Annotated in this window: 20 protein-coding genes; 8 read left to right on the forward strand and 12 right to left on the reverse strand. The window is 38.3% G+C overall.

Annotated elements, in window-relative coordinates:
• Positions 1-149: 149 nt before the first annotated feature.
• Both LUA91_RS07325 and LUA91_RS07330 read right to left on the reverse strand, forming a co-directional pair.
• Positions 150-524 carry a response regulator transcription factor gene (locus tag LUA91_RS07325; RefSeq protein WP_231425377.1) on the reverse strand — a complete coding sequence of 125 codons (375 nt, stop codon included), beginning with the start codon at positions 522-524 and terminating at the stop codon, positions 150-152.
• Positions 525-613: 89 nt separating this feature from the next.
• Positions 614-2,230 (reverse strand): ATP-binding protein, encoded by a 1,617-nt coding sequence (locus tag LUA91_RS07330; RefSeq protein ID WP_231425378.1) that lies wholly within the window; start codon positions 2,228-2,230, stop codon positions 614-616.
• 1,626 nt (positions 2,231-3,856) lie between these two features.
• Between LUA91_RS07330 and LUA91_RS07335 the strand changes: the two genes are divergently transcribed.
• The 3 genes from LUA91_RS07335 (at position 3,857) to LUA91_RS07350 (ending at position 8,435) form a co-directional block, all read left to right on the forward strand.
• The gene (locus LUA91_RS07335; protein ID WP_231425379.1) at positions 3,857-5,620 is read left to right on the forward strand and encodes a UvrD-helicase domain-containing protein; all 1,764 of its coding nucleotides are present in this window, start codon (positions 3,857-3,859) and stop codon (positions 5,618-5,620) included.
• 1,373 nt (positions 5,621-6,993) lie between these two features.
• The gene (locus LUA91_RS07345; RefSeq protein ID WP_231425381.1) at positions 6,994-7,626 is read left to right on the forward strand and encodes a Crp/Fnr family transcriptional regulator; all 633 of its coding nucleotides are present in this window, start codon (positions 6,994-6,996) and stop codon (positions 7,624-7,626) included.
• A gap of 233 nt (positions 7,627-7,859) precedes the next feature.
• Positions 7,860-8,435, forward strand: a complete 576-nt coding sequence (locus LUA91_RS07350; protein WP_231425382.1) for a Crp/Fnr family transcriptional regulator — start codon at positions 7,860-7,862, stop codon at positions 8,433-8,435.
• Positions 8,436-8,481: 46 nt separating this feature from the next.
• Here the strand turns inward: LUA91_RS07350 and LUA91_RS20740 are convergent, their stop codons facing one another.
• The 6 genes from LUA91_RS20740 to LUA91_RS07375 form a co-directional block, all read right to left on the reverse strand.
• Positions 8,482-8,700 carry a JAB domain-containing protein gene (locus LUA91_RS20740; RefSeq protein ID WP_370633610.1) on the reverse strand — a complete coding sequence of 73 codons (219 nt, stop codon included), beginning with the start codon at positions 8,698-8,700 and terminating at the stop codon, positions 8,482-8,484.
• A gap of 393 nt (positions 8,701-9,093) precedes the next feature.
• Positions 9,094-10,248 carry an MFS transporter gene (locus LUA91_RS07355; protein ID WP_231425383.1) on the reverse strand — a complete coding sequence of 385 codons (1,155 nt, stop codon included), beginning with the start codon at positions 10,246-10,248 and terminating at the stop codon, positions 9,094-9,096.
• Positions 10,249-10,315: 67 nt separating this feature from the next.
• Complete coding sequence (locus LUA91_RS07360; RefSeq protein WP_231425384.1) at positions 10,316-10,897, reverse strand: TetR/AcrR family transcriptional regulator; 582 nt, start codon at positions 10,895-10,897, stop codon at positions 10,316-10,318.
• A gap of 256 nt (positions 10,898-11,153) precedes the next feature.
• Positions 11,154-11,642 carry a hypothetical protein gene (locus LUA91_RS07365; protein ID WP_231425385.1) on the reverse strand — a complete coding sequence of 163 codons (489 nt, stop codon included), beginning with the start codon at positions 11,640-11,642 and terminating at the stop codon, positions 11,154-11,156.
• A 96-nt stretch (positions 11,643-11,738) separates the two neighbouring features.
• Positions 11,739-12,155, reverse strand: coding sequence for a lysozyme inhibitor LprI family protein (locus LUA91_RS07370; RefSeq protein WP_231425386.1), 417 nt, complete (start codon positions 12,153-12,155; stop codon positions 11,739-11,741).
• 1,539 nt (positions 12,156-13,694) lie between these two features.
• Positions 13,695-14,078 carry a hypothetical protein gene (locus LUA91_RS07375; protein ID WP_231425387.1) on the reverse strand — a complete coding sequence of 128 codons (384 nt, stop codon included), beginning with the start codon at positions 14,076-14,078 and terminating at the stop codon, positions 13,695-13,697.
• Positions 14,079-14,563: 485 nt separating this feature from the next.
• Between LUA91_RS07375 and LUA91_RS07380 the strand changes: the two genes are divergently transcribed.
• From LUA91_RS07380 to LUA91_RS07390, 3 genes are all read left to right on the forward strand, one after another.
• Positions 14,564-15,328, forward strand: coding sequence for an SDR family NAD(P)-dependent oxidoreductase (locus tag LUA91_RS07380; RefSeq protein WP_231425388.1), 765 nt, complete (start codon positions 14,564-14,566; stop codon positions 15,326-15,328).
• Between the two features lie 7 nt (positions 15,329-15,335).
• Entirely contained in the window at positions 15,336-15,788 is a 453-nt protein-coding gene (locus tag LUA91_RS07385; RefSeq protein ID WP_231425389.1) for an ester cyclase, read from the forward strand.
• A gap of 70 nt (positions 15,789-15,858) precedes the next feature.
• On the forward strand, positions 15,859-16,770 hold the full coding sequence (locus tag LUA91_RS07390) for an AraC family transcriptional regulator (protein WP_231425390.1): 912 nt from the start codon (positions 15,859-15,861) through the stop codon (positions 16,768-16,770).
• 424 nt (positions 16,771-17,194) lie between these two features.
• Here LUA91_RS07390 and LUA91_RS07395 read toward each other — a convergent pair whose 3' ends face one another.
• The 4 genes from LUA91_RS07395 to LUA91_RS07410 all read right to left on the reverse strand — a co-directional run bounded on the left by LUA91_RS07395 (position 17,195) and on the right by LUA91_RS07410 (position 20,361).
• Complete coding sequence (locus LUA91_RS07395) at positions 17,195-17,872, reverse strand: hypothetical protein (RefSeq protein WP_231425391.1); 678 nt, start codon at positions 17,870-17,872, stop codon at positions 17,195-17,197.
• A 105-nt stretch (positions 17,873-17,977) separates the two neighbouring features.
• Entirely contained in the window at positions 17,978-18,898 is a 921-nt protein-coding gene (locus tag LUA91_RS07400) for an AraC family transcriptional regulator (RefSeq protein WP_231425392.1), read from the reverse strand.
• A 30-nt stretch (positions 18,899-18,928) separates the two neighbouring features.
• On the reverse strand, positions 18,929-19,384 hold the full coding sequence (locus tag LUA91_RS07405) for a DUF2147 domain-containing protein (protein ID WP_231425393.1): 456 nt from the start codon (positions 19,382-19,384) through the stop codon (positions 18,929-18,931).
• Positions 19,381-20,361: an NAD(P)H-binding protein gene (locus tag LUA91_RS07410; protein ID WP_231425394.1), complete on the reverse strand. Its 981-nt coding sequence runs from the start codon at positions 20,359-20,361 to the stop codon at positions 19,381-19,383. Before LUA91_RS07410 ends, LUA91_RS07405 begins: the two co-directional genes overlap by 4 nt.
• Positions 20,362-20,835: 474 nt before the next feature.
• On the opposite strand from LUA91_RS07410, the gene LUA91_RS07415 reads away from it, so the two are divergent.
• Positions 20,836-21,819 (forward strand): hypothetical protein, encoded by a 984-nt coding sequence (locus LUA91_RS07415; protein WP_231425395.1) that lies wholly within the window; start codon positions 20,836-20,838, stop codon positions 21,817-21,819.
• Positions 21,820-22,346: 527 nt separating this feature from the next.
• A complete protein-coding gene (locus LUA91_RS07420) occupies positions 22,347-24,572 on the forward strand; it encodes a S41 family peptidase (RefSeq protein WP_231425396.1) in 2,226 nt (741 codons plus the stop codon).
• Positions 24,573-25,094: the final 522 nt, after the last annotated feature.

Below are 25,094 nucleotides of genomic sequence, written 5' to 3' on the forward strand. Positions count from 1 at the left end.
CTATCTTGATAAAAAATTACTAATCAATTGAAAGACAACTTATCGTAAAATCAGTTTAAGATTGACGGGATCTTATTCCGGTTTATTCAGCTAGAAAAAGCACTTCGAAATATTTCTTTTGAATTCAGAGGTTAAAGAAATATAGCTGCTTATGCTTTCTCTATAGCCGCTATCAAGCTTCGTATGGTTGAGAGTAGACCATGACCCGGATAAGGTTTTCCGATTATCGCATCGGCCCCACATTCAATCATAGAAATCTCTTCAAAGCTAAGTGCGGTGAGTAATATAATAGGAATATTTGCGGTTTCAGGACTGTTTTTTAATTCATCGCAAACTTCCCTTCCATCGGCATTGTGTAATTTAATATCCAGAATAATCAAATTTGGATCAAAGCTGGAAATGATGGCTCCGAGCCCCTCTATCCTATCATGACTCTGAATGATATAGTGCTCATCTTGTAAAAAGCATTCTAATGAATTAAGGATAAGCTCATCATCATCAATGAGTAATATGCGATTTTGCATTTTTTTTTAATAAATTAAACTAATTAAGAAATATGAAGGTGACTTAAAGAATAATTAGCAGAGATCAAAAACATGTTGTAACAGATATGCTAATGTGATAGTGGCAAGCTAACGCTGAATACTGATCCAACACCCCGCTTGCTATCTACCCAAATCCTTCCACCATGTAATTTGACGATCTGCGCACTTAGATATAAGCCGATTCCGAAACCGGATATGTTTTTTGTGACTGAACTGGACACACGATAATATCGCTCGAATATGCGTTCAGTATCTTCAGGCAAGATTCCAATACCAGAATCCTTTACGGAAAATATTAGCTCATTTTCTTTTTTGGAACAGTCCATAATGATCTTTCCACCTTCAGGTGAATATTTAACAGCATTCGCCATCAGGTTAGTGACAACAGAAATCATCTTTTCCCTGTCTGCTTCCAACATATGCACGTCCCGGCAGTCCATTTCCAATTGGTGACCGGAAGAAGATAACTGGAGCTCATCCATGGCATCAATTACAAGCTGAGTAAAATCAAAAATTGTTTTACCTAGATGTATCTGTGCAGATTCTAACCTAGATACATTCAGAAACCCGCCAATCATCGCAGACATGCGTTTTAACTGGGAGCCAGCCTTACTCATCGCCTCTAGTAAAAAACTGCTATCCGACAATCCCTTTTGAAGTTTGGATTCTGCAATCTGCACAATAGCTGTCAGGGAAGTAAGCGGGGTTTTGAGCTCGTGACTTACGATTTCAATAAATTCATTTTTTCTGATCTCTTCCCTCTTTCGTTCAGTCACTTCAATGGCAAAAACCATTATGCCGGATACAGCCATCTTCTCATCAAACCTTGCCTGATAAGTCAGGTCAAAAAAACGATCCTCCACTGCCCCATCATATCTTTTGGACATTGGGATTAATTCATCAATTCCATGGTAGGTTTTACCCGTCTTTAATACCTGATCAAGAATGTCAATTATCCGGTCATTGGAAATTTCAGGAATAGCCTCGATTACTGTTTTGCCGATAAGTTCACGACCCGGGAAAAATTGTTGATAAAGCGGATTAACCATGGTAAAACGCAAATCAGGTCCGTCCAGAATACATATTCCGGCAGGCGAATCCATAAAGAACTCCATCAACCTATCTCTCTGTTGAATAACATGGAATTCAGATGCCCTCAATTCCTCTCTGGTGTTTTCTAGCTCAACAAATGCCTTCACTTTATCTGTAGTTTCCAAGACATTGGTTAAAACCCCACGTATTTCTCCTAACTCATCTAAAATCGGGCTGTAGGCAAAATCGAAGTAACATTCTTCCATGTAACCTTTGCGGTCAAGAAATACCTTGAAGTCCTTCATTCGTACCGGGGTACCCTTCATTACTCCATAAAACATAGGTCCAACCGTATCCCATATTTCGGGAAAGCTTTCATATATAGGAATGCCTAATGCTCTGGGGTGCTTGCTTGTTCCGAGAATCGGCCGATAAGCATCATTATAAAGCTGCAAGAATTCTCCTCCCCAGGTAATATGCATTGGGAATGGGGAATGCAGCATTATACTCACTGAGTTTTTTAGCGATGGTGGCCACCCTGACGGATCACCAATCAAGGTCTCATCCCATGAAAAATTTCTGATGAGCTCACCCATGGTTCCGCCTCCGGCCAAGAAGGGATGTTGGTTTACCGGCGGCACAGTGTGGCCCATAATTGTAAGTATTGTATAACAAGCTAACCCGGTAACGGGGCAATTGTTTCGCAGGGAAGGATAAATATAACAATAACTCCAACGTAATTGTATTAGTTAGCATGTTAGTCTACCAACAATGCTTTCATCAAAACCATCGATTAAGGTTGTAGTGAACTCCTTTGCGAATATTATTATATCAAACAGCATGTGAAAATCAACCTGAGCATTAGCTGAGATGAACTGATGAAATTGATCGATGACGGTTTTGGAGGCGTAAACGTTTGAAAGGCTTTATTGCTGCAAGCCTTCTCGAAATCCACCTGCAGCTATATCGGACTTGACATTAAAAGAAGCGCAAAAAAGAACCAGGTAAGTATTTCTATACCCATCATGAACAGATAAACGTGTCTGAAACCTAATAATCCCGATTCTTTGACTGATATGATAGAGTTGATTATTTTTTCTCTCCGGGTAAAGCTACTGGATGATATAGGCAGCTTACAGGAAAGGCATCATTACCGAAAACCAAACAGTCGAAAATATATTATCATAATGGACATTAAATACAACTAAACGGTTACAACTAAAACAATAGACAATGTATATTGTATTAAAGAGGTGTAAAAATGTATATTTCGGCTGCCACAACTTCATTTACAATCAACATTAAAAAGGTAATGTATCACTAGTAGCAATAACACATTAAAAATTAGCATTATGAAAAGACTCAAAAAAAGATACCATTTAATTCTTTTTGGAGTCTTAATTTCCTAATAAAAAAATACATTAAAGAAGTTAAAATTGAAATAGGCATTAAAAGAAATTACTTTCCAATATTTTATAGTTTACGCCTTCCATTAAAAGAAAATGCATTAATTAAAAAGTCGCACGACTAATTCAATTTATCTTCAAACTACCACAAAATACAATACCTGAATTCAACAAAAATGCGACAATTTCTTACACAATTGACTCGCAACATATCAAAATATTTTTAACATTCACTCTTCCTGAATTCTCGTCTTAAAATCTAACTAATTAGACAAATTGAAAACTTTTAAATCGTTGTTAGATGTATGATGATATAGATTTCAAAATTATTATAATAATAATCAATAATTTCAACAATCAGCACTTCACAACAGATTACTTAGCCAGTAACAAAAGAAAACAAGATCAACGGATGATTACTGGAAGAGGGCGTAATTTGATGAGCGTTCTGAGCGTTATGTTAATATGGGACTAAAGTAAGCTTTATTCCTAAAAATACAAAATATGGAAAACCCCTCCTTAAACAAAACCTCAAAACCACTCAAAATCTGCAAACCGTTCCAAAAGCTCTCCCCGTGTCACTTATGGCCAAAACCCCTCTTGAGTCACCATCTATTAACTATCTAACTTCTTATTTAGCTTAACTTAAAGATAATAATTCAAACCATCGGCCAGAGAGTTTTACATTTTATGACCGAAAGCAGCTCACTGATAAAGTGCACCCTTCCCGAAATACCAACCGCAAGCCACCACCATTCCAGCCACCATCAGCAACCCCAGCACCACAACAATTGAAAATAAAGATCATACAACAACGCCAAAATTCGTATTCTTGCATCATTACAAAACCCAAACAGAATACACCCTTTGAAGATGGAATGGACCAGGCAGCAGAAAGATATCATCAATTCAACTGGCCATATCAAAATTAACGCGGTTGCAGGATCAGGAAAAACAACCACCATCATTGAGTATGCCAGGACAAGGCCATCCAACTCCCGGATTTTATACCTCGCCTTCAACAAAGCTGTAAAAGTAGAAGCCGCCGAAAAATTCGCCGCAAAAGGTTTACAGAACGTTGATGTGGAAACCGCACATTCCCTCGCCTTTCGCAACATTGTCATGCGCAGCAAATACCAGGTCAGAAACCAGGATTATACCACAAACGAAATTGCCGGCATTCTTAAACTAAAAGGTACAGGAGAAAAGCACAGTGAATTAGTAATCGCCAATCACGTACTTAAACTCATATCTTATTTCTCTAACAGCGATAAGCCGAAAGTCCAGCACTTAAATTACCTCGATCTTGCAGCGGATGTAGCAGCTAAGATCCTTATCGCCGAAAACTATGAATACATTGTTTCACAGGCAAGAATTTTTCTGGGCAAAATGGACCGCGGTGAAATCGAAATCACCCACGACTTTTACCTGAAAAAATTCCAGCTTCAGCATCCCCAGCTTGGCTTTGACTACATCCTGTTTGACGAAGCGCAGGATTCCTCCCCTGCCATGCTGGATATCTTTTTAAAACAAAATGCCACTAAAGTCATTGTTGGCGATACCCATCAGCAAATATACAGCTGGCGTTATGCCGTCAACTCCCTGGAGAAAGCTAATTTCAAAACTTATCACCTTTCCACCAGTTTCCGGTTCGGACAGGACATTGCTAACCTTGCAATGGAAACCCTGCGATTGAAAAATCTCCTGGAGCCCCATCGCCCAATGACCATACTGGGAAAAGGCAGCGGAAAAAAAATTAAAAGCAATGCCGTCATCGCACGCACAAATCTCGGACTGCTCATCAAAGCAAACGAGTATGTGACCGAAAGGAAAAACATCCGGTATATCTACTTTGAAGGCAACATCAACTCCTACACCTATGCGGAAGAAGGCGCATCACTATATGATATCCTGAACCTGCATAATCGAAATTCTAATCAGATCAAAGATCCGCTGATCAGCGCCATGCGTGATATTAAAGCGCTGAAAGAATATGTGGAGCAGACCGGCGATAAACAATTATCAATGATGATTGAACTGGTGGAAAAATATGGTAACGCTATACCCGGCATGATCAAAGCCATAAAGGCAAAGCATGTAGAAAACAAAGATAAATCAAAAGCTGAAATCGTCTTCTCCACCGTGCATCGCTGTAAGGGAATGGAATATGATGCAGTGCTTCTGGCCGATGACTTCGTAACCGAAGAGAAAGTGAGAAGGCTCAGGGAAGACAAAAATGCCATGCCAGAAGATTTTGTCCGGATGAACGAAGAAATCAATCTATTATATGTTGCCATCACCCGGGCCAAAACTGGTCTTTATATCCCAGAAGCCCTGGTTCCAAAACATTTTCCCGCCTCCCCGCAAATCTATCTCATCGCAGCCCCCAAAGAATCACAACCTCACGCGAAGACATCCCAGGGTTCTCAAAAAAAGGCGATCAATACCAAATCAGTTAACCGCGAACAACATACCTCCTCCGCTAACCAATCCTGGACAGTGGAACTGGATAATGAACTCACCATCATGTTTGCCGATGGGTACAGCCCGGGGGATCTTGCGCTGCACTTTGGCCGCTCCAGGTCGGCAATCAGTATGCGGATAAAAAAACTGGGATTGGAGGATTTATTTTATTGATCCACTTGCCTATATGTTGAAGTCCTGCTCTTAATTATATAGGTTAAATTTCGACAAGGACCGTTCTTCAATAAGGTATAATTCAACATTTAACAACCGAAAGTTTTATACTTAAACACGGTATTGCACAAAATAGGCAGTTGTATATCTTTTTAGAAAAAAAATTATATAACAAGTTTATAACCAACAAGAAAACAGTATCCCTGAACAACTGAGCGCCCAAAACTTTTGAACTAAATTCTTCCTATATTGTACCTATGATATCTACCCTCTGGTTTTTTCTCATATCATGTGTATTGATTGCACATTTCGGTGTCGGCAAAATCATAAGGCATCATGATACACCGGAAGAATGGCAAAAAGCTACATTAAAAGGTGTGGTTGTTATCGTTCTTATATTAGCTAGCACAGGAGCGATCCAATGGTACTTCGGAGAATGATTAATTGCATTCATCAACTTTGTTTTGATTACGGCATAACATCATGATATTCACTGCACAAGGCCTATTTTTTATCACGCCAATCGCAAACTGAACCAAGTCTCCTACATTTAAAATTATCAGATCATCGTCGTTGTAAAATCGAATTTTTTGACCATTTAGATCTCTGATGAACCCGTATTTAACATCTCTGTTATAAGACAAAACTATTCCCTTTCTCATATATCTCTATTCTAGCTTTCATGAACTTAAAGACCGGGACGTAATGTAGTTACGTAGATTCAATGGTTTAGGATTTTAAAATCATTTTCTACAATCAAAACAATATCAATAATTTGTGGAGAATAAAGGCCCATAGTTCTATGCTACGAATGCATTAATTTGTTGCTTTAGAAAACCTGAAGTGTCTAAATTGTAATGATTCCGATTCTATGGATAAAAATTCATAGGAGCAATACTTTACCACTCTTAGATCGTCTTTCACTTTATTCTTAATTACTTTCATTTAATATTTTCCGGAGCATTAATTAAAATTGTATCATGGGCAAAAATTGCTTCCACCACTCAAACTCTTATTCAAACACCAAATCAGGATTATGCTCCTCAAATTCTATTTTATTGCTGCTACATATTTATCAAATGCGTCATCATTAAGATTAAACATAGCAGCAATTTTACGATCTTAAATATCACTTTTCCTCTTTGACTATTCTTGGAATCGCAATATGCTCAGCCAAGTAATTTCCTATGCTAATTCTCTATAAGTAGAATGTGTTAACGTAATTTTTTTCAATAAAATATGATTGTAATCCTGATCAAAATATATACATCTTTCTTACTTATTAAAGTTAATTGTGCTGCATTGAACAACCGAAAGTTGTATACTTAAATACGCTATTGCATAAAATACGCAGTTTTTTATTTTTGCATAAAATGAACTTAAAAAACGAATTTGGGGACAATAAATGGGATAATTTCGGCGGCATATCGCCGCTCATCGCCGTTTTTAAGTCCTTCCATACGCTCAACCCGGAAATCGAACAAATCATCAATGAACAAACATTTCCTGTTGCTTTTGCAAAAGGAAAACACCTGGCCTCCCCACTCAAACGCAACCGTTATATATTTTTGATCATCAAAGGCGCCGTGCACGGATATATCAAAGCAGGAAACCAAAAGATCACGACCTGGATTGCCGCGGACAATGAACTTGCAGGAAGCATCCGAAACCTTTGGAAAGAAGTAGATTCGGATGAATACATTGAAAGCATTGAACCTGTTTTGGCTATCGCCGTTCCCCATTCCATGTCAAGATACTTATACGAACATTTCTCAATTGCCAATTATGTCGGTCGAAAAATGACCGAGATCTATTACCAGGGTGCCTCAGAACGTGCCTTCATCGCCAGGCTTCCAACAGCTGCCAAACGCTATGAACGGTTTCTGGTCACCTACCATCATCTGCTGGACCGGGTACCACTTAAATACATCGCTTCCTTTTTAGCCATGAGACTGGAAACCCTGAGCAGAATCCGAAGTGCCGCAGCAAAGATCAATACCAAATAACAACAAAACACAAAAAACAGCTACAAATAAAATCATCCTATCACATCAAAATCCTTAAATTAATTAGACTTCAGCCCTTTAATATTGCTAACCGTTATCACCCAATTAATGAATGAAATGGAATGTTGGCTGAAGTTTAATTACCAACTTCGTAGTAAATATTCAGTCATCAAGTCTATTATTTTTTGAATTTGATACAAAATACAGTATTCTTGCCTATCTAATGAAAGACTATGGTCACACCATTTATCAGCTATTGCAAGGCAAATCATCCACTTTCCGCTAAATTTATAAAACTGATCCGATCAGATGCCTATATTCTTGAGGTGAGCCGTCATGAGGACCTTACTCAATTGTTGCAGGACACCGATAGTACATTCTTTTTGTCTTCCGGACTCATCCGTAAATATATCGAGCACCAGGGAAAAGATATTACCCTGGATTTTCTGGGTGAAGAAAACCTGCTGGACTCTGACCTGTTTAAACACCATTATCTTGAAGGACAACAACTTCGTCTTCAGGCATTAGAAGACTGCAGATTGATTGTCATGCCACACGCATTGATCAAAAAACTATTACATCAATGCCCGGAATCCGGTTTCGTATTAAAAACCCTCATGATGAGTAAAATATACCAGCTCAACCAGCAGTCTGCCCTTTCCCGGATTCCTGATGCTTCAGCACGATATCAAATATTCTGTTCCCTGTTCAGCAACAATAAAAGAATTCCGGGTAAATATCTGGCGAGCTATCTTGGGATGCGCCCCGAAACGCTGAGTAGAGTCAAAGCCAGCAGTGAGCTGAATTGATTCAGTACGAGTCAGGATCTTTTATAGGTTTCGACGGACTAATGAATCACATCATCCACTCATCCCCGAACCTATAATAACCATAGGCTGAAAAAATAATATGATCATGCACCTCAATTCCCAATAGCTTCCCGCCCTCCACTATTTTTCTGGTCAGCCGGATATCCGCCTCATCCAGACTGAGCTGCGAACCCGGATGATTGTGAGCTAAATAATACCATTCGCACAAGCTTTCAGCGCCCCCGAGAACAAACCATTGGATCAATCATGACTTCTGAAAATCCACCTCGGGGTACATTCAGCACACCAAGTATCCTGTTATGCCTGTTCAACAGCTACCTTAAACTCTTCCAGCAGCTCCATCCTTGTGATCCCAACTTTGATCCAATATCCCATAAGCGATATCAGACGAAGTTATCTTGGGTTTTTCCGAAAGTTTAAACGCCGGACGATAACTGATTTCAATTCTGGAACTTTAAAAATTTGCTTTTCCATAATATTTAAGATTGAATTATGGTGCAGTAAAAGGTTCAGTCTCCTGCGCCAAAGCAAAAGGAGGAACAGCTTAAAGATGCCACAGGTAGGTTTATGCCGGAAATTCCTTCTTGTGCCGCACCTGAACCTTAAATTTGTGGCAGAACTGGATTGATCTGCCTACTTAAACCCTATCCAGCCAGGCCCTCCATAAAATCATCACCAAAGCCAGCAAACCAAAGCCAATTCCCACCCAGGGCGTAACGGCTATCCCGTAATAACTGATAAACCAGCCACCGGTTGCCGTACCAAGTGAAACCCCAAGATTTCCAAATGAAGTCTGCAGGCTATTGGCAAATTCCTTCGCATCCTGTGCCGCAGAAACCATATATCCAACCCCAATCAGAAAACAAGGTCCATACATTACTCCCCAAAACCCTACCACCAGCGAAATATTAAAAAATGAAGGGGTTACATACTGAAATGCAAACGGCATCAGAAAAGTACCGGCAAGAAAAAACAGCGTCGTACTGATCATATATTTACCTAATAGACGGCCAGCCAGATAATTAGAGATTACACCCATCACCCCAAACAATAGTAGCATATAGCTGATTTGTGGATCCGTTAAGCCCATCGCTTTGGAAAGATAATCCGCAAAATAACTGTATGAGCAAAACCAGGCTGTGATCAGAAATAAGTTCAGCCCGGTTCCCGCGATAAACTTTGGCCTTTTCAGTATACTCAACTGGTTTTTAAACGACTTTTCTTCAGTGTTGGGCATAGCAGGCAGTCCTTTATAAAGAATTGCCAACGTGAACAAAATCACCAAAGCCTGGATCACATAACTGAATTGCCAGGCATAAATACTGGCGATAAAAGTGGTGAAGGGAATTAGTGTTACCTGCGCCAGGGCTATACCACCAATGATGATACTGGTCAGACGCATCTGTATTTGAGGGGAAGCATCTTTACCTGCCGCAGCGATCGCCATCGAAAAAAATGCCGGGTGCAAAATGGTCGGCAAAATCCGCAATACCATCAGCAGCCACAACGGTGGGCTGAAAGCCGAACCCACATTGGAAATCAAAAATAATCCCAACGCATAAAGCATGATTTTCTTTTTATCAAACCGCGAGGCATATAAAACCATAAATGGGCCCGTCAATGCAATAGTCAAAGCAAACAAGCTTAATAAGTAACCCGCCGTACCAATATTGATATGGTAATATTCCGCAATCTGCGGCAAGATGCCAATCACCCCAAATTCTGTACTGATAATTCCGATAACGCCCAGACATCCGATGTAGGCCACTTTTTTATTTACACTTAAATTCATATTAAACTGGTCAGTTTAAAAAAGATTAAAAAAATATTTATTGTTGATTATTTTAAAAAAAGAAACCCTATACTTTGACCATGCTGATCAAGTTCTCAATCATGTCATAAACCGCATTCCGGTTTTTATTCAAAGCATAATTTTTAAATAGCGCACTGGAAGAGGCCGCAAAAAAATCAGCCGTCAGTTTACTATCCAGTTTATTATTAACAGACCCCTCGCTCTGTCCGTCTAATAAAATTTTATAATAGATTTCCTCAATCTTCTTCTCACTGCGCAACAGTACCCGCCTGACATCTTCATCGCCTAGCGATATTTCAAAAGCCATTTTCACAGCCAGGCAGGTCCTCCCTTCCTTGATACTCTGGTCGACTGCCAGCCTAAACATCCTCCTCAAGTTTTCAATTGCATCAGTTTGCGCACCCTTTGTAATGGCTGCATATTCAGCTACTTTACTTTTCAAGTACTTGCTCAGGCATTTGAGCAGTAACTCCTTTTTATCCCCGTAAGTAGGATAAATACTGCTGCGATTAATCCCCATCTCGCGCTCCAGGTCAGTGATAGAAGTCACATGATACCCTTGCGTCCAGAAAAGTTCCAGCGCTATATCCAGCTTCTGCTCATAATCAAATTCTTTATTTCTCCCCATGATGCTGCAAAGATATATTTTAAACTGATCAGTTTAAAATATTAAACCAAAAAAATAAACAGCTCATTAATATTCTTGTCATTTGTAGAAATTAAACTTTCAGACTTACGATCTCCATTCTTTAATTCCAGTCATTGCTTTCCATGGAATAAAGAATCAGCTTAGCGTTATAACCTTGGAGCCAGATTTATCCAAGGGGAGATACAAATCTTTGGATTGCACTGCAGTGAAGCCAAATTAAATGTAACATCTCCTCCTATTTGCAGTAATAAGCTTCAAAATGTCCTTTAAAATCAATATTCTGTTCCGGCCATTTCACATTAACTTGGCCCGTAACCTTATCCGCTGTGATGGAACTGATGGTGATAATGGTTTGTTCAGAAGAGAATAATGAACCATTCTGACCGCTTGGGTCACCCGGATCATTAACCAGGATATAGGTATCATTGCCCGAAAAAGTACCTATTTTTTTTGGCACCGTCAGGCGTATCGAAAAATCACTCAAGGGTGAGCTACAGGTTTTAGATTCATCTCCTGCAAGGTATATACTGAACAGGTCTTCGGGGCGGTAGGTATTCATACCAAATTTTGTATAACGCTCCAATGTCACTTTTGCCGTAAAAGGCGATCCGTATAGCTTTCCTGTAATTACCGTTGGCATATCTACTTCGGGTGGAGTTTGATCTTCCTTTTTCTTACAGCAGGTGAATATACTAATTAGTAAGGTTAGACAACAGAATCTCATTAGAAGCGGATATAAAGTCATTGGTAGTGGCGTTTTAGGTAAAAATATAGGGAATTGATAAAATTGATTAATGCATTACTGAAAGACCGGAATGTACTATGATTTCATCCTGACCGATCCCAGGCAAACCTCACCTTCCTGGATTCCCGTGACCCAAACATTTAAGAATATAATTCTTTCTCTGGTCAGCGTTTCCAGGTATATCGACTCGCACATAGGTGCCACCGAACCATAGGTTCCGTTGTTGGGGTATTTTGCGGCCAGTTCTGCATCACGAAGCTGGATCCATAGCCGCTGTGCATTCCTGAATTTTTTAATGAAAATAGTTTCCTTCGAATAGCTTTTCAGGATTTTTTGGTACACGACATTTAGTTCCGCATCTGCCTTTTTATAGTCCGAATAGGCCTTCATATTCATTCCGGTTTGTGACTGAGCAAAAGTCGGAGCAATAAAGAGCATAACCATGACGACAAAAGCCAACAGGAAAATCGGGGATTGGTACAGGTTTTTCATGGGTTTAATTATGGATATTCGCAATCTAAACCATAGAAAGATCCTTTTGTTTGAGCAACTCTATCACCAATCTTAAATTGACCATACTTCATCCTTGTGTACCCCAACCGCTATCACCACAGTAATGAGAAAAATAAAATGGTGGCTGAACACTGGACATTAGCTTCCTCCCTAGATCTTCCAACAATCAAGCCTATTTTTTTAATATAGCATGGTACATTATGCTTGCCATATCTGAAAACAAAATATGGTCACGCTATCTATCACATCTTCTTTAAGTATGATACGGTCAAAGCATTTCGATTCTTTAGCCTGATGCTGATTCGGTGGTCATATTTTCTAAGGGATGATTTAATGAGCAGTCATATCTTATGAAACAATCCCTTCTCTTTGTCGTCGGAAATCACATGCGCAGAATATTGCCGCGTTCAAAGCACAGTTTTACTTATCCGGGTTAAAAGAAATGAATAATTGTTGGAAACATTTTGATCGATCACTGGTTATTTAATCATTAACACATTGGCATTCAAATTTGGTTAAAATAGACTAAAGCTGTCGCGAGATAGCCTTTTTTTGTTAAAACCAATTATTGTTTTTACCGTTATCTAATAGCTGAATTCAGCACACACTAAGATTGATTAATTGGCGGTTTGAAATGGATATTTCGAATCGCCATTTTTGTCATTGGATATTTTACTACAATATGTCATCTAAGGGAGAAATCATTCAGTAAATCAATATGTTAGCTGTTCATACTGTTCATTAGCTATTACCGTAATAAATACTTCCCACTTTTTTGTTACGTTTGGTTTAACCCTAAGCTAGTGGGATGACACTTCCTGGCCGGTATTTATCCTGTCATGGATTTGGCAGGGTAAAATTATATATGAGTTTTGGTTTTATTAATGAGATTGTATAACATTGCAACAGACAATGGTGTCTTGAGAATCAATGGCTGGCGATTCTCATCTTTCGCGAGGAAAGTTAATTCCCCTGTTATCAGCGTAGCAGGGGAATCATGAATTTGATATGATGACTGATCACGAATTCATTAACTACGCGCTTAGGTTTTAGGGAATATTAGTTTAACTTCTATCATATTAACCGGCATGGCTTTCATTCCGTGCCTGCACCAAAATCTGTAACGAAAGGCGAATATCTTAATCATCGCTATCAGCTCTGATAATGCATTCTGATATGCTCAGGGTTGAATTCCGGGAAAAGTAGCACAATCATCACATATTTTTATTTTTTTAAAACAAACATAAATCCTTAACGTTATTTGATTGCATTTTTAAGCAATATATATATTTGGTAAAGCAAAGCCACTGATTTATTCGGTGGCTTTTTTGGTGTTCACGCAAAAAGCAACATACTCTTCATCGCTAAAACTGATTTGCGGTTAGCCTATAAAATGTTTGTTTTAATATCCAGTTCTTGCACCTCCACGAATTTTATGCTTAAACGAATAAGCAGGACAAAACCTCTGAGCGCATGATGCTAGAAACGATAACAATACGATTGAAAGTATAATTTTTTTCATGTTATAAAATTGATTATCATTGAGATTTTAAAAAATAGCCTTTTTGGACTAGGTGGAGATCCTTTCCCATTCCCAACGACCTCAAAAAGCCATTCAGATTTCACAAGTGACGAAGCGGCTTTAACATGTTGGAGGATCGGTTGCTCATGAAGCATCGGGTTAGCTAAAACCCAATTATAAACCGGCACCTCCACCTCAACAACCTTATGCGTTATTAATGCTTTATGCGCTGACCAAACGCCCGAATGGTTTAGGACACAATCAACAATATCAACCTCGCCGATAATTTTGGAGGTCAAGGAGTTTTTAATAGCTGATATTAATTTCTCTGGAGTTTTCCATGTTATTTTTGCAACAGCATCAAGTTGACCAGTAGTCAATCGGTTGACCAAACTGTCAAACGCAGGCCTGCCGTTTGCATGAACATAAATCTTCCCTACGGTTTCCGTTGCCCAGGTAAGGCTTGCAATACTCGATGCCCGAAGCAATCAGCGATACCTAAAACTGTGTAATTGGTAGTGTGTTCATCAGTATCTCGGTTTAAGTTAGTAATGTCCTGTTTTCCTGATTATTGGCCCAAGTTATTTTGATGTGGAGATACAATAGTGCCTTTGTCGACGTTAATTGGATATATACCATCTCAAGCCCGCTCTTTTTAGGTAGCTAGGTATCGGGGCATCCACTACCGCTTACTTTCTTTCAGCTATTATTTTACACTCATTACTAATTATAATGGAAAATTTTCTTCTTGAAGTCTTTTCTCGTTCAAGAAAATGGGTTTTGGATACAAACATAAAGGCTTTGGCTTCATTCCCCATGTTTTGTCCACATACCTTTGCTTCACATTAATAAATTAAAAAGAAGCATGTCATCACAAAACAAAATTGCAATAATTACCGGGGGAAGCCGGGGTATAGGAAAAGATATCGTCCTAAGTCTTGCTAAAAATGGACTTGATGTCGTTTTTACTTATCACAGTCAAAAAGATGCAGCCGAAGAAGTTGTAAAACAAATTGAAGCAACCGGGCAAAAGGGAATTGCACTTCAACTTGATATTTCAAATTCTTCGCTATTTGATGGATTCTCAAAAACTTTAATAGCCAAGTTGCAATCTGAATTAAATACAGACAGATTTGACTTCCTAATCAACAATGCTGGATTTATCCACTATACAGAATTTGAAAATCTTACTGAAAAGCAGTTCACAGAAATGGAAAATGTACACCTTAGAGGACCATTGTTCCTCACCCAAAAACTATTGTCACAAATCAATCCGTTCGGGGGTATTGTAAACGTTTCTTCGGGCCTTACACGATTCTCTACGCCCGGTTTTGCAGCGTACGCGGCATTGAAAGGCGCCATGGAAACCTTGACAAAATACCAGGCACAGGAGTTAGGCAAAAGAAATATCAGGGTTAATGTAATAGCGCCCGGAGCAATTGAAACCGATATTATGGGAGGTGCCGTTCGGGACAATGAGGAAATGAATCGACAACTAGCTTCCCAGACTGCTTTGGGAAGAGTAGGTCTTCCTGGAGATATAGGTGGTGTTGTTGCTTTTTTATGCAGTGACGCGGCAGGCTGGATTACCGCCCAGCGGATTGAAATTTCCGGAGGGTCTAATCTATAATACCCCTATGAAAATGGAAAATGAAGAAAATGATTTTGTTAAAAACCTGACGAAATCCGAGATAGAAACAATCAGGAAATTTTACGGTGCGTTTAAAATGAAAAATCCCTCAGTATTGGATGAAATCTGTACGCCGGATTGGAAAGATATCCCACTTGCACCTGGCCAGAAAAACGGGCCCGAAGGTCTGAAGAACATTATGGCCTATCTTTTTGAAACCTGTCCGGACATCGAGGTGATCATCCACGACATTTTCGGAAGCCACGAGCGGGCGGCAGTGAGGGCATCAATGGAGTTTACCCACATCAATGAAATTATGGGGATTAAGCCGACACATCAAAAAGTATCAGTATCGCTGCACGAATTTCATTACTTAAAAAATGGTAAGCTTACACATACCTGGCATTTGGAGGATTGGTTTGGGCTTTTAATGAAAAGCCAGTCAGGAAAGACAAATTAATGTTAAGGGATAACATTTTTTTTAAAAATATCCAATTCACAACTGATCTTAAATACTTTAAATTGCACCTATGGAAATCGCTAGAATAAAATCGATTACAGAATACCACCGTTTCAGAGGACTCCCAAAACCGGAACATTCCCTAATCAGTCTTGTTGACTATTCACAGTTGGAATTTAGCGAAGATTCAAAAGTTGTGAATCTTGTTATGGATTTTTATTCGATAGCTTTAAAGCGTGATATTGGCGCAAAACTGCATTATGGGCAACAGATTTATGATTTTGATGAAGGATTGATGTCTTTTTTAGCCCCAGGTCAGGTATTACGAATAGAAAAAGATCCGGGTTCGTCTGATAGCGGATCCGGTTATCTTCTGCAAATCCATCCTGATTTCCTATGGGGATTTTCTTTAGCGAAGCAAATTAAAAAATATTCGTTTTTTGATTATTCAGTTCACGAAGCGCTGTTTCTTTCCGGTAGAGAAGAAACGGTTATTCTTACTATTTTTGAAAACATAAGACAAGAATACAATGCTAATATTGATAGCTTTTCGCAAGGTCTCATTGTATCTCAGATTGAACTGTTGCTCAAATACTGTGAACGCTTCTACAACCGTCAGTTTATGACCAGAAAAATCAGCAGTCACCAAATGCTGACCAAAGTTGAGAATTTTCTGAATTCCTATTTCTCCGCTGAAGAACAATCGGAAGGTGGTCTTATTACCGTCAATAAAGTTGCCGATGCTATGAACGTTTCATCAGATTATCTGAGCAGCATGCTGAAACAGCTTACAGGTAAAAATGCTCAGGAACACATCCACCAAAAACTAATTGAAAAAGCGAAAGAGAAGTTATCCACCACTTATCTTCCAGTGAGCGAAATCGACTACGCACTCGGGTTTGAACATCCCCAGTCCTTTAGCAAACTTTTTAAGATAAAAACAAACGTTTCACCATTGGAGTTTCGAAAATCATTTAATTAAAAACCAATGCTTATATCTAAAACAATGATGAAGATAAAAAATGATAATTATCTACAAACATGAGGGTCAGGCAACTGTAGACTACCTAAAACGTTCTTTCAAATATCCTGCTACTCTGAATTAGAGAATAAACGATAATTATCCTCTTTAATCATCCTTACTTGCCAAAATCACAATCCCTCACATCAGCCTTTTCTATAGTTATCACCATGCTTCCAACTCTGGGAAACCATGCAGGCGAATAAATTCTAATTCAAATGACATCCCTAATTATTACAATCCGGGTTACTACAGTTCAGGTAGAATCAAGAACCATTTCTTAAGCTCTTTCAATCCACCTTAATATTTGTAAGTAATTATCATTCCTGATCTGAAATATTGGTGCCAACTTCAATACTGATCTGAATAATTGTTAAAGAATTTACTAAAATGAGAATAAAGACCTGGCATTCAGAGCCAATACCAAACAAAAACCAGCAAGTAATCCGTACATTATTCCAGCCGAAATAACCAGCCTAATATCCTTAAGTACATAAAAAGCAACCAATGGTAATACCTGCAGCGCATGCATCCCTATGAAATGAGCTATGCGCAGATCACCATATTGAAGACTCCAGTTCAGAAAAGGTATTGCGCTTCCACCAGCACCACCAACCCTGTGCGAACCATTGGCGCCGATTATGGTGCCTTCCAAAGCAAATATGGCAAATAAAAATATGCCAAAGCGAATAGCCCAAAGATAGTAATCCGGAAGCTCAGCAAAATCCCCCGTACAAAACAAGATCCCGATATATCCAGTGTATAATGTGGCCGCTATTGCTGAAATAGCCATGACCACAGTCAGTGAAGCATATAAAGTTGAACTGATGTTATAATGGGACAACTGACCTCTAGAAGCCTGAAGTGATATGTAAAAAACTTCAAATCCAAGGAAGATAATCATTGCCCAATTATATATGTGAATGTATTTATAAGAAAGGTAACCTGTATACCATCCCATAGTCAAACTGAATATGCCGATTGACAAAGCAAATTTAGATGGTTTGTACCATGCATTCACACCACTGATCTGGACATTGCTGAATTTTGATACTGCAAACATTATGACTGCACTTAACAGAGAGAGCATTCCAAAATAAAACAAGTATTCATTTCTTGCTTTCAATAATGCTATGAAATAGGTCATCCTTGAGTTGATAGTTTAAAATTAATTGAAGGATTCCCGGAACTGACCCGGAGAGTGATCTGTTTTGCTTTTAAATAATTTGCTAAACGATTGCGGATATTCGAAACCCAGTTCAAATGCAATTTCGCCAACAGTAAGTGTCGTCGTCGAAAGCTTTTCTTTTGCTTTTTCAATGATCTTTTCGTGAATGTGCTGCTGGGTATTCCGACCTGTCAGGGTTTTTAAAGTGTTGCTCAGATAGTTCGGAGAGCAATTGAGCAGTCCTGCTATATACTGTACGGATGGCAGTCCTTTATTAATAACATCCTCATCATTAAAATAGTCATTTAAGATTTTTTCCAGTTTATCCAGAATCTGACTTCCTGATATTTTACGCGTAAGAAACTGACGCATATAAAAGCGATTGGAATAATTAAGAAACGATTCAATTTGGGAAATAATGATCGACTCACTGAATTTATCAATATGGGAATGGTATTCCTGCTCGATATTCTTGATAAAACTGTCTAAGACTAATCGTTCTCTGTCGGAAACAAACAGTGCTTCATTTATTGCATAATTGAAAAACTCATATTTCTTTATGGTTCTAGCCAATGGATTTCCCCACAAGAAGTCTGGATGAATAAGCAGCATTGTCCCAGAACTCCTGAAATCCTCATCCGCTTTGAAGGAAAATATCTGATTGGGTGATATAAAAAACAAAATGCCTTCATCGAAATCATACTTTTGCTGTCCATAGCCATACTGCACATTTCCCAGCTCCACTTTCTTCAATGAGATAATATAGAAATCAAATATCACTCGGATACTTTCCTCACTTCTGTAAGGTGTTATTTCAGCAAGATCTATAACACTGATCATCGGATGTTCGGGATTACCTGCACCCAATATTTTATGGTATTCTTTGATGGTTTTTATTCTATAGGGCTGCTGCACATTCATCCTTCTTGCTTCTAAAATTTAAATATAAGATTATTTCACATCAACTCTGTTTAAAGTAAGCCCGGGATTTAATCCAAAAAAAGAAAGACCCCAAAAGCCTCTGATATTCAGACTACCATTTTTTACAATGGTAAGATATGAATCGTAGGTGCTGCCCCTGCCTCCATCGTAATCGTAGAGCTTTCCCTTCCAACTGTTCTTTTTAGTATTGAATTTGATATCTCTTAATAAAAGAATTCCCACCAAGGGCATTTTACGTTTGTCCTTGTCAGGATTATTCACGTCTAAGAGCGGCTTTCCTTCCTTGTCAGTGGCATTTTTTAAATAAATTAATTTACCGTAATAGTTTTCACCGTTTCTAAAAATCTGCACATTTCCTTCTTTTACCGGACTGTACCATACACCTGAAATATCATCAGCTTTTGATTGTGCAAATAACATTGATGAAAAATTAAGTAAAAGAAAAGTTAAAAATAGATGTCTCATTGTTCTTTATATTTTAAAGCGAATTCTTTCGCAAAATCATTAATTTTAACGCTTCCCATAATGGAAGGCCTGTTTTTAAAGTAATCCTCAAACAGACTACCATTATGCATCCCCACATTCATTTCCGTGAATTCATCGGCGATTTTTTCTGATGCACCTATCTTTATAAAGGCGTTCTTCATTTGCGCATCGCTGATCAGCACCCACTTCAAATATGGTTTCCCAACGGCGTTCCCTAAAATGGTGGCTATCTCCTGACAGGTAAGTTCTTCACTTGCAACATATCTTATCTTTTTGCCCCCATACTGGTCGTTAATTTCCTCGGCTATGGCAGATGCAATATCAATTGGCGATACCCAGGCGATTTTATCGGTTGCTCCATAATTTGATAAGATAATTCCAGAATATCCTTTTATAATACCCTTGAAACCATAATGTTTCATGTAGAGTAATTTCCCGATAATACCTTCCAAAAAACCTTTGCCTTTAACCATATCCATAAAGGCATACAGGTTATAATCAAAAGATGCAGGACGAAGATGCGTTACAGATACATCCTTGGGAAGTTCTTTGAAAATATTTTCTGCAATATAATGGAAAACCAATACCCCTGCCCCAGTCTGTTTTTCGGCACCAACGCTGCTCAGATGAACTACTTTTTTCATACCTGCTTTTTGAATCGCATGAACATAATTCGTACTGATCTCTCTTGTCTTTTCCCTATAATCGAGGTTCTGGTCCCCGAAAAAGTTAAATGGTGGGATCATACAGTAGGCAGCATCATGACCCTGGAAAACTTCGGTCAGAAATTTGCCGTCTTCGATTTCACCAATCGCCGCCTTTGCTCCCAACTGTTCTATTTCTGCTTTCCTGGCCACAGAACTGCTGACCACAGTAACCTGATGTCCCTGTTTTATCAACTGTACCACCAACACCTTGCTGATATTCCCTAATGAACCTGTTACAATTACTTTCATATTCATTTACCAAATTTTGTCAGATCAAAGTTCACTAAGTTGAGATACTACATTGTGTTCGAATCCACTTTTTTCGTGTTCAAAACCACCTTAATCTATTTTCAAAAGAGAGATGTAAAACTGCGATGTCATCAGTTTATAAATGAAAAATTACAGCAAACTATAGCATGATAAATAATATTAAAATGTAGCGGAAATCGGCAGCGCGTTGCTGGGATTTGATATATAGGTCTCAAAAACCGAAGATATTGTGAAAGTCAAGAACGAAACCGACAAATTAAAGAAGTTTTTCATGTATATAATTTATAGCGAATTTTGAGTGTGACAATTAGGAAAGAATTTTTATAAATAATAATATTAGAGTTTTTTATAATTTATTATGATTGACATCAAATTTTTGTGTTAGATTTTATGTAAAATCGACACTTACAGCATCTATGCAGAAGTATAAACCATTAACAAAGTTTTCTAAATATGATTACCAGATGTACGTTATTAATTTACTTGTCCTTGCTATCTCTTTTTGCCGCTGCACAAAGGGTAAAAATCTCTGGTATATTAAAGGAATCAAGTGTTCAGTCCATGTCTTTTGGTCAAATCATTTTAAATGATACCCTCCAAAAGTTTTCAAAAGCATATCTCGCCTCGCCGGAGCCTGGTGAAGGAGCAAAGTTTTCAGGGCATTATAAAGAGTTTTTAAAATTATCTCAGGATACTGTTTATATTGCTAGGCCAAATACGATGCACCGCTTTTCAATAACAGCGGATCTCAAGGATTCTCTCATCTTTAAATCCTATCAACATATTACTCAAAGACATGCGGTATCGGACTTGATAAAGAAGGACTCCATCGAAATTACTTTACTAAAACAGCCATGCCTGCCATATCAAAACTGTGATCAGCCCGCCGAAAAACTCTACGTTTTTATTGCTGAAAAAATTTCTGTTAATTATGCAAGAGACACTCTGTATTGCGACAGGTTTTCCATGGATTCAAAATTCGACGCATCGTACAAAATCATCAAAAACCTCTATGGAGATTTTAAAGGGGATTCCATAAAGTTTACTGCCTATGATCATTACGGAGTGCCAGCGTTCTCCCATCATAAATACGTACTGCTTTTTGTCTCGAAGTATTGTGGCAAGCTGTTTCATGAGAAATACCAATATTTTGATGTCTATCCCACCACAAACGGAAGGTGGGCAAGTCCCGGCGACCCAAGACGCTTCAACAGTTCTGATACCTCCAGAGTGCAAATAGAAAAAATCCCGTTCGGAACACTAAACTTTGATAAAATAATAGACGGCGTTTACCACAATATGACTTTTACCTCTCCATATTTTAAGATAGAGGGAAACTGTGTAGAGCCAATAATGGGTGCCTATGCAGAAGAACTTTTTGAAATTAAGAAAAACACCGTTTTAAAGGCCAGGGGTTTCTTTTCTGAAAAGCAATAGTCGTAAGATAGGTTAAGACTATTCCCACCGCGAGAATGCCGATCCTAATCAGAGCTTGAAACCGTCATCACCTAGCGTTCAAATAACCCAGGTTTCCATTAAGACTAAATTTGGAGCTCCTATATGTGGTATTAACTTTGTCTCAATAAACGAAGGGTACATCCCTTAATATGTATTTTTCTTTCAGCTGTAAGTTTACTTAAACCAATTACGGCAAATAGAAAAAATGTCTCACAAAACGAACATTAACCTTATGCCGGTTATTAACTTTTCATAATCAGACTCGAAAGAACCAGGTCAATGAGCTACTCAAAAAAAACATAATAGTTCATTAGACGATCATTACACCTAGTGCGAGTGTGGCAAGGCAGCCCTTAAAAATCTATGAACCTTTCAAGTCCGGTTTTTCTAAACATCGCTTTTAAATTTTTTTGTAAAAAACGGCTACTACTTGAGATTTTGTATTAATGGATATAATTATTAGGTTCGCCAATCATCTATATCAACTCAATCCGAACCACTAAAAGATGGCGAAATTTTGTTTACTTTTTTTTCTTATTTTATTTTCCAGATTTAATAAGGCCCCTGATCACAATAACGGATTCGAGTCTGTAGACCAAACCAGCTCACTTCCAAGCGGATGGTCATTTCAGGCACCAAATTACAACAGTATCAAATTAGATTCGATTACAAAATATGAAGGAAAATACAGCTTGTCGATTGAGAACTCGATCGAATTTAATACCCCACAAGAAGTAGGTAACTATTTCAATGTAAAGGCAGATGAAACGTATAGCAAGGAGGTGGGTTCGATAGAGTTGAGAGGATTTATGAAAATGGATGAAATTGGGGGTGACTATGCTGGATTATGGTTGAAGCTGGAAGCAGAAGATGGACAGTTAGCATTTGTCGATATAAAGCATGTGGGCACCCATGATTGGGCCGAATATCGTGTCAAACTCCCGTACTCCAAAAAAATCAAGGAGATAGCTTATGGAGGAATTCTAGCGGGGGTTGGCAAAGTATGGTTTGACAAGTTTCGACTTTATAAGGATGGGAAGCCGATGTATAACTTAAGGCGCATTGCTCCAAAAAAAGCTCAGTTAGATACTTCCTATCTAAATGGTTCAGGCATAACCAATATCCAGATCAATGCCAAAAATATTACCAATCTCGCCATCGTTGGACAAGTATGGGGATTTTTGAAGTACCACCACCCATATGCTGGTAGCGGAGAGGTGAACTGGGATGCCGAATTATTCAAGATTTTAGCCAATACACTAAAATGTAATAATCTTCGCGAGTTAAGCCATTCTCTAGAGGCTTATATAGACTCCCTTCCCAAGGTGAAAAAGTGTGATGACTGTAGAATCCTTTCCTCTTCAAAAGTGTTTATGGCTCCAGATTATGGAGATCTGTTTACAAGGAAACTACTATCAGAGAGCTTAACAAATAAACTCAAATATATTCAACAAAACAGATCCATTAAACAGAATTATTGGGTTAAAAAAGAACCAAGCCTGGGATACCCTCTATTCGTCAACGAAAAAAGCTACGATCAGATGTTGTTTCCCGATACAGGATATCGGCTACTATCGTTATTTCGATATTGGTCTATCATAAATTACTATTCGCCCTATAGAGAGATTACAGAATACAACTGGAACCAAGTTTTGAAGGATTTCATACCGCAGTTTGTAGCTACCGAGAACGCAAAGCAATATACACTTGCAACACTAAGACTAATAGCGACAATTAAGGACACTCATGCAAACATCTTCAATAATTATCCAACGTTAGAATCAATCAAAGGTAAATATCGCGTTCCCTTTCGATCCGACTTTGTCGAACACAAATTAATCGTTACCGGATATCGTACCGATACTTTAGGTATTCAAGGAAAGGTCAAAATAGGAGATATTATTGTCTCGATCAACGGGCAAAGAATTGAAAAGCTTGTTAAGAGGTATTTGCCCATCACGCCAGCATCCAATTACGACACACAATTGAGAGATTTGCCATGGAACTATTTGATGAGAAGTAACGACGAAGAAATGCAGTTTGTGGTAAAACGAAACGGAATGGTAATCAAACTAAACATCCCAACGCTTAAGAGTAAATCGACTTATACAGCGCCTAAACAAAAGGAAAAAGGGCCATATTATTTAATCAAGGATCAGATTGGCTATGTTAATGCAGGTAGATATCTAAATTCGGAGTTGGCACTAATGGAAAAAATGTTTGCAAAAACCAAGGGGATAATTGTAGACCTGCGAGAATATCCGTCTGACTTTATGCCTTACACCTTTGCAAGCTACCTTAAATCATTCAAAAGTATGTTTTTAAAGTGGTCTACGGTAGAATATTCAAGTCCAGGTACATTTGTCATCACTGATTCAGCGTATAATGGACCTTCAAAAAATGGCGAATCATATAATGGGAAGGTGGTTGTGATTGTCAATTCAGACACGCAGAGCCAGGGAGAGTTCACAACAATGGCACTCCAGAGTTCACCAAACGTCAGTGTAATTGGAAGTCAAACGGCAGGTGCAGATGGTGAAGTAAGCACTATTGTCCTTCCAGGTGGCATTTACACCAGGATATCAAGTAAAGGTGTATTTTACCCAGATAATTCGCCATCTCAAGGTACCGGAGTGAAAATCAATCGTATTGTAAGACCAACTATTAAAGGGATAATGGGTGGAAAGGACGAATTACTGGAGAAAGCTATAAATATATTAATTAACAACTAATAATATTTATTCCAGACCATGGTGATTTACAATGCACGACAAAATCCAGCTTAGGAATATTTTGCCAAAAAAATGTTGCCTTTTGATAGGCCAAAAGAATTATACACCGTAAGTCTTGTCTCAAAAAAGGAACATTTAGATTTAGTGTCGAATATCTAGACTAGCATAATTTAGGATAGAAATATGCTATCACAAAACTTATTTTTAAAGATTCCAATCACATTTTAAATTTTAATGCATCAAATTCTTTAAATACTAGGAACAAAAGTCATAGTTAGAAGTAAATACATATAAGAGGGTGATTTTAGAAGACCTCTTCTAGATCATTACAACAAATAATAAAATTTTCGGCGATATCCATTTCCTCATGTATGAATCAATGGCTGTTGAGACTTAGAGATAAATGGTTTAGATAAACCGGTATACTTAAGAACAAAGCTGTGATATCTCGTGTTGTCCATCACAATAAGATAATTATGAACAAGTTGCAGACTAATTTTATCGGCAGTATTCCACAGTATT

The sequence above is a fragment of the Pedobacter sp. Leaf250 genome (assembly GCF_920984735.1).
In the GTDB taxonomy this organism is placed as follows: Bacteria; Bacteroidota; Bacteroidia; order Sphingobacteriales; family Sphingobacteriaceae; genus Pedobacter.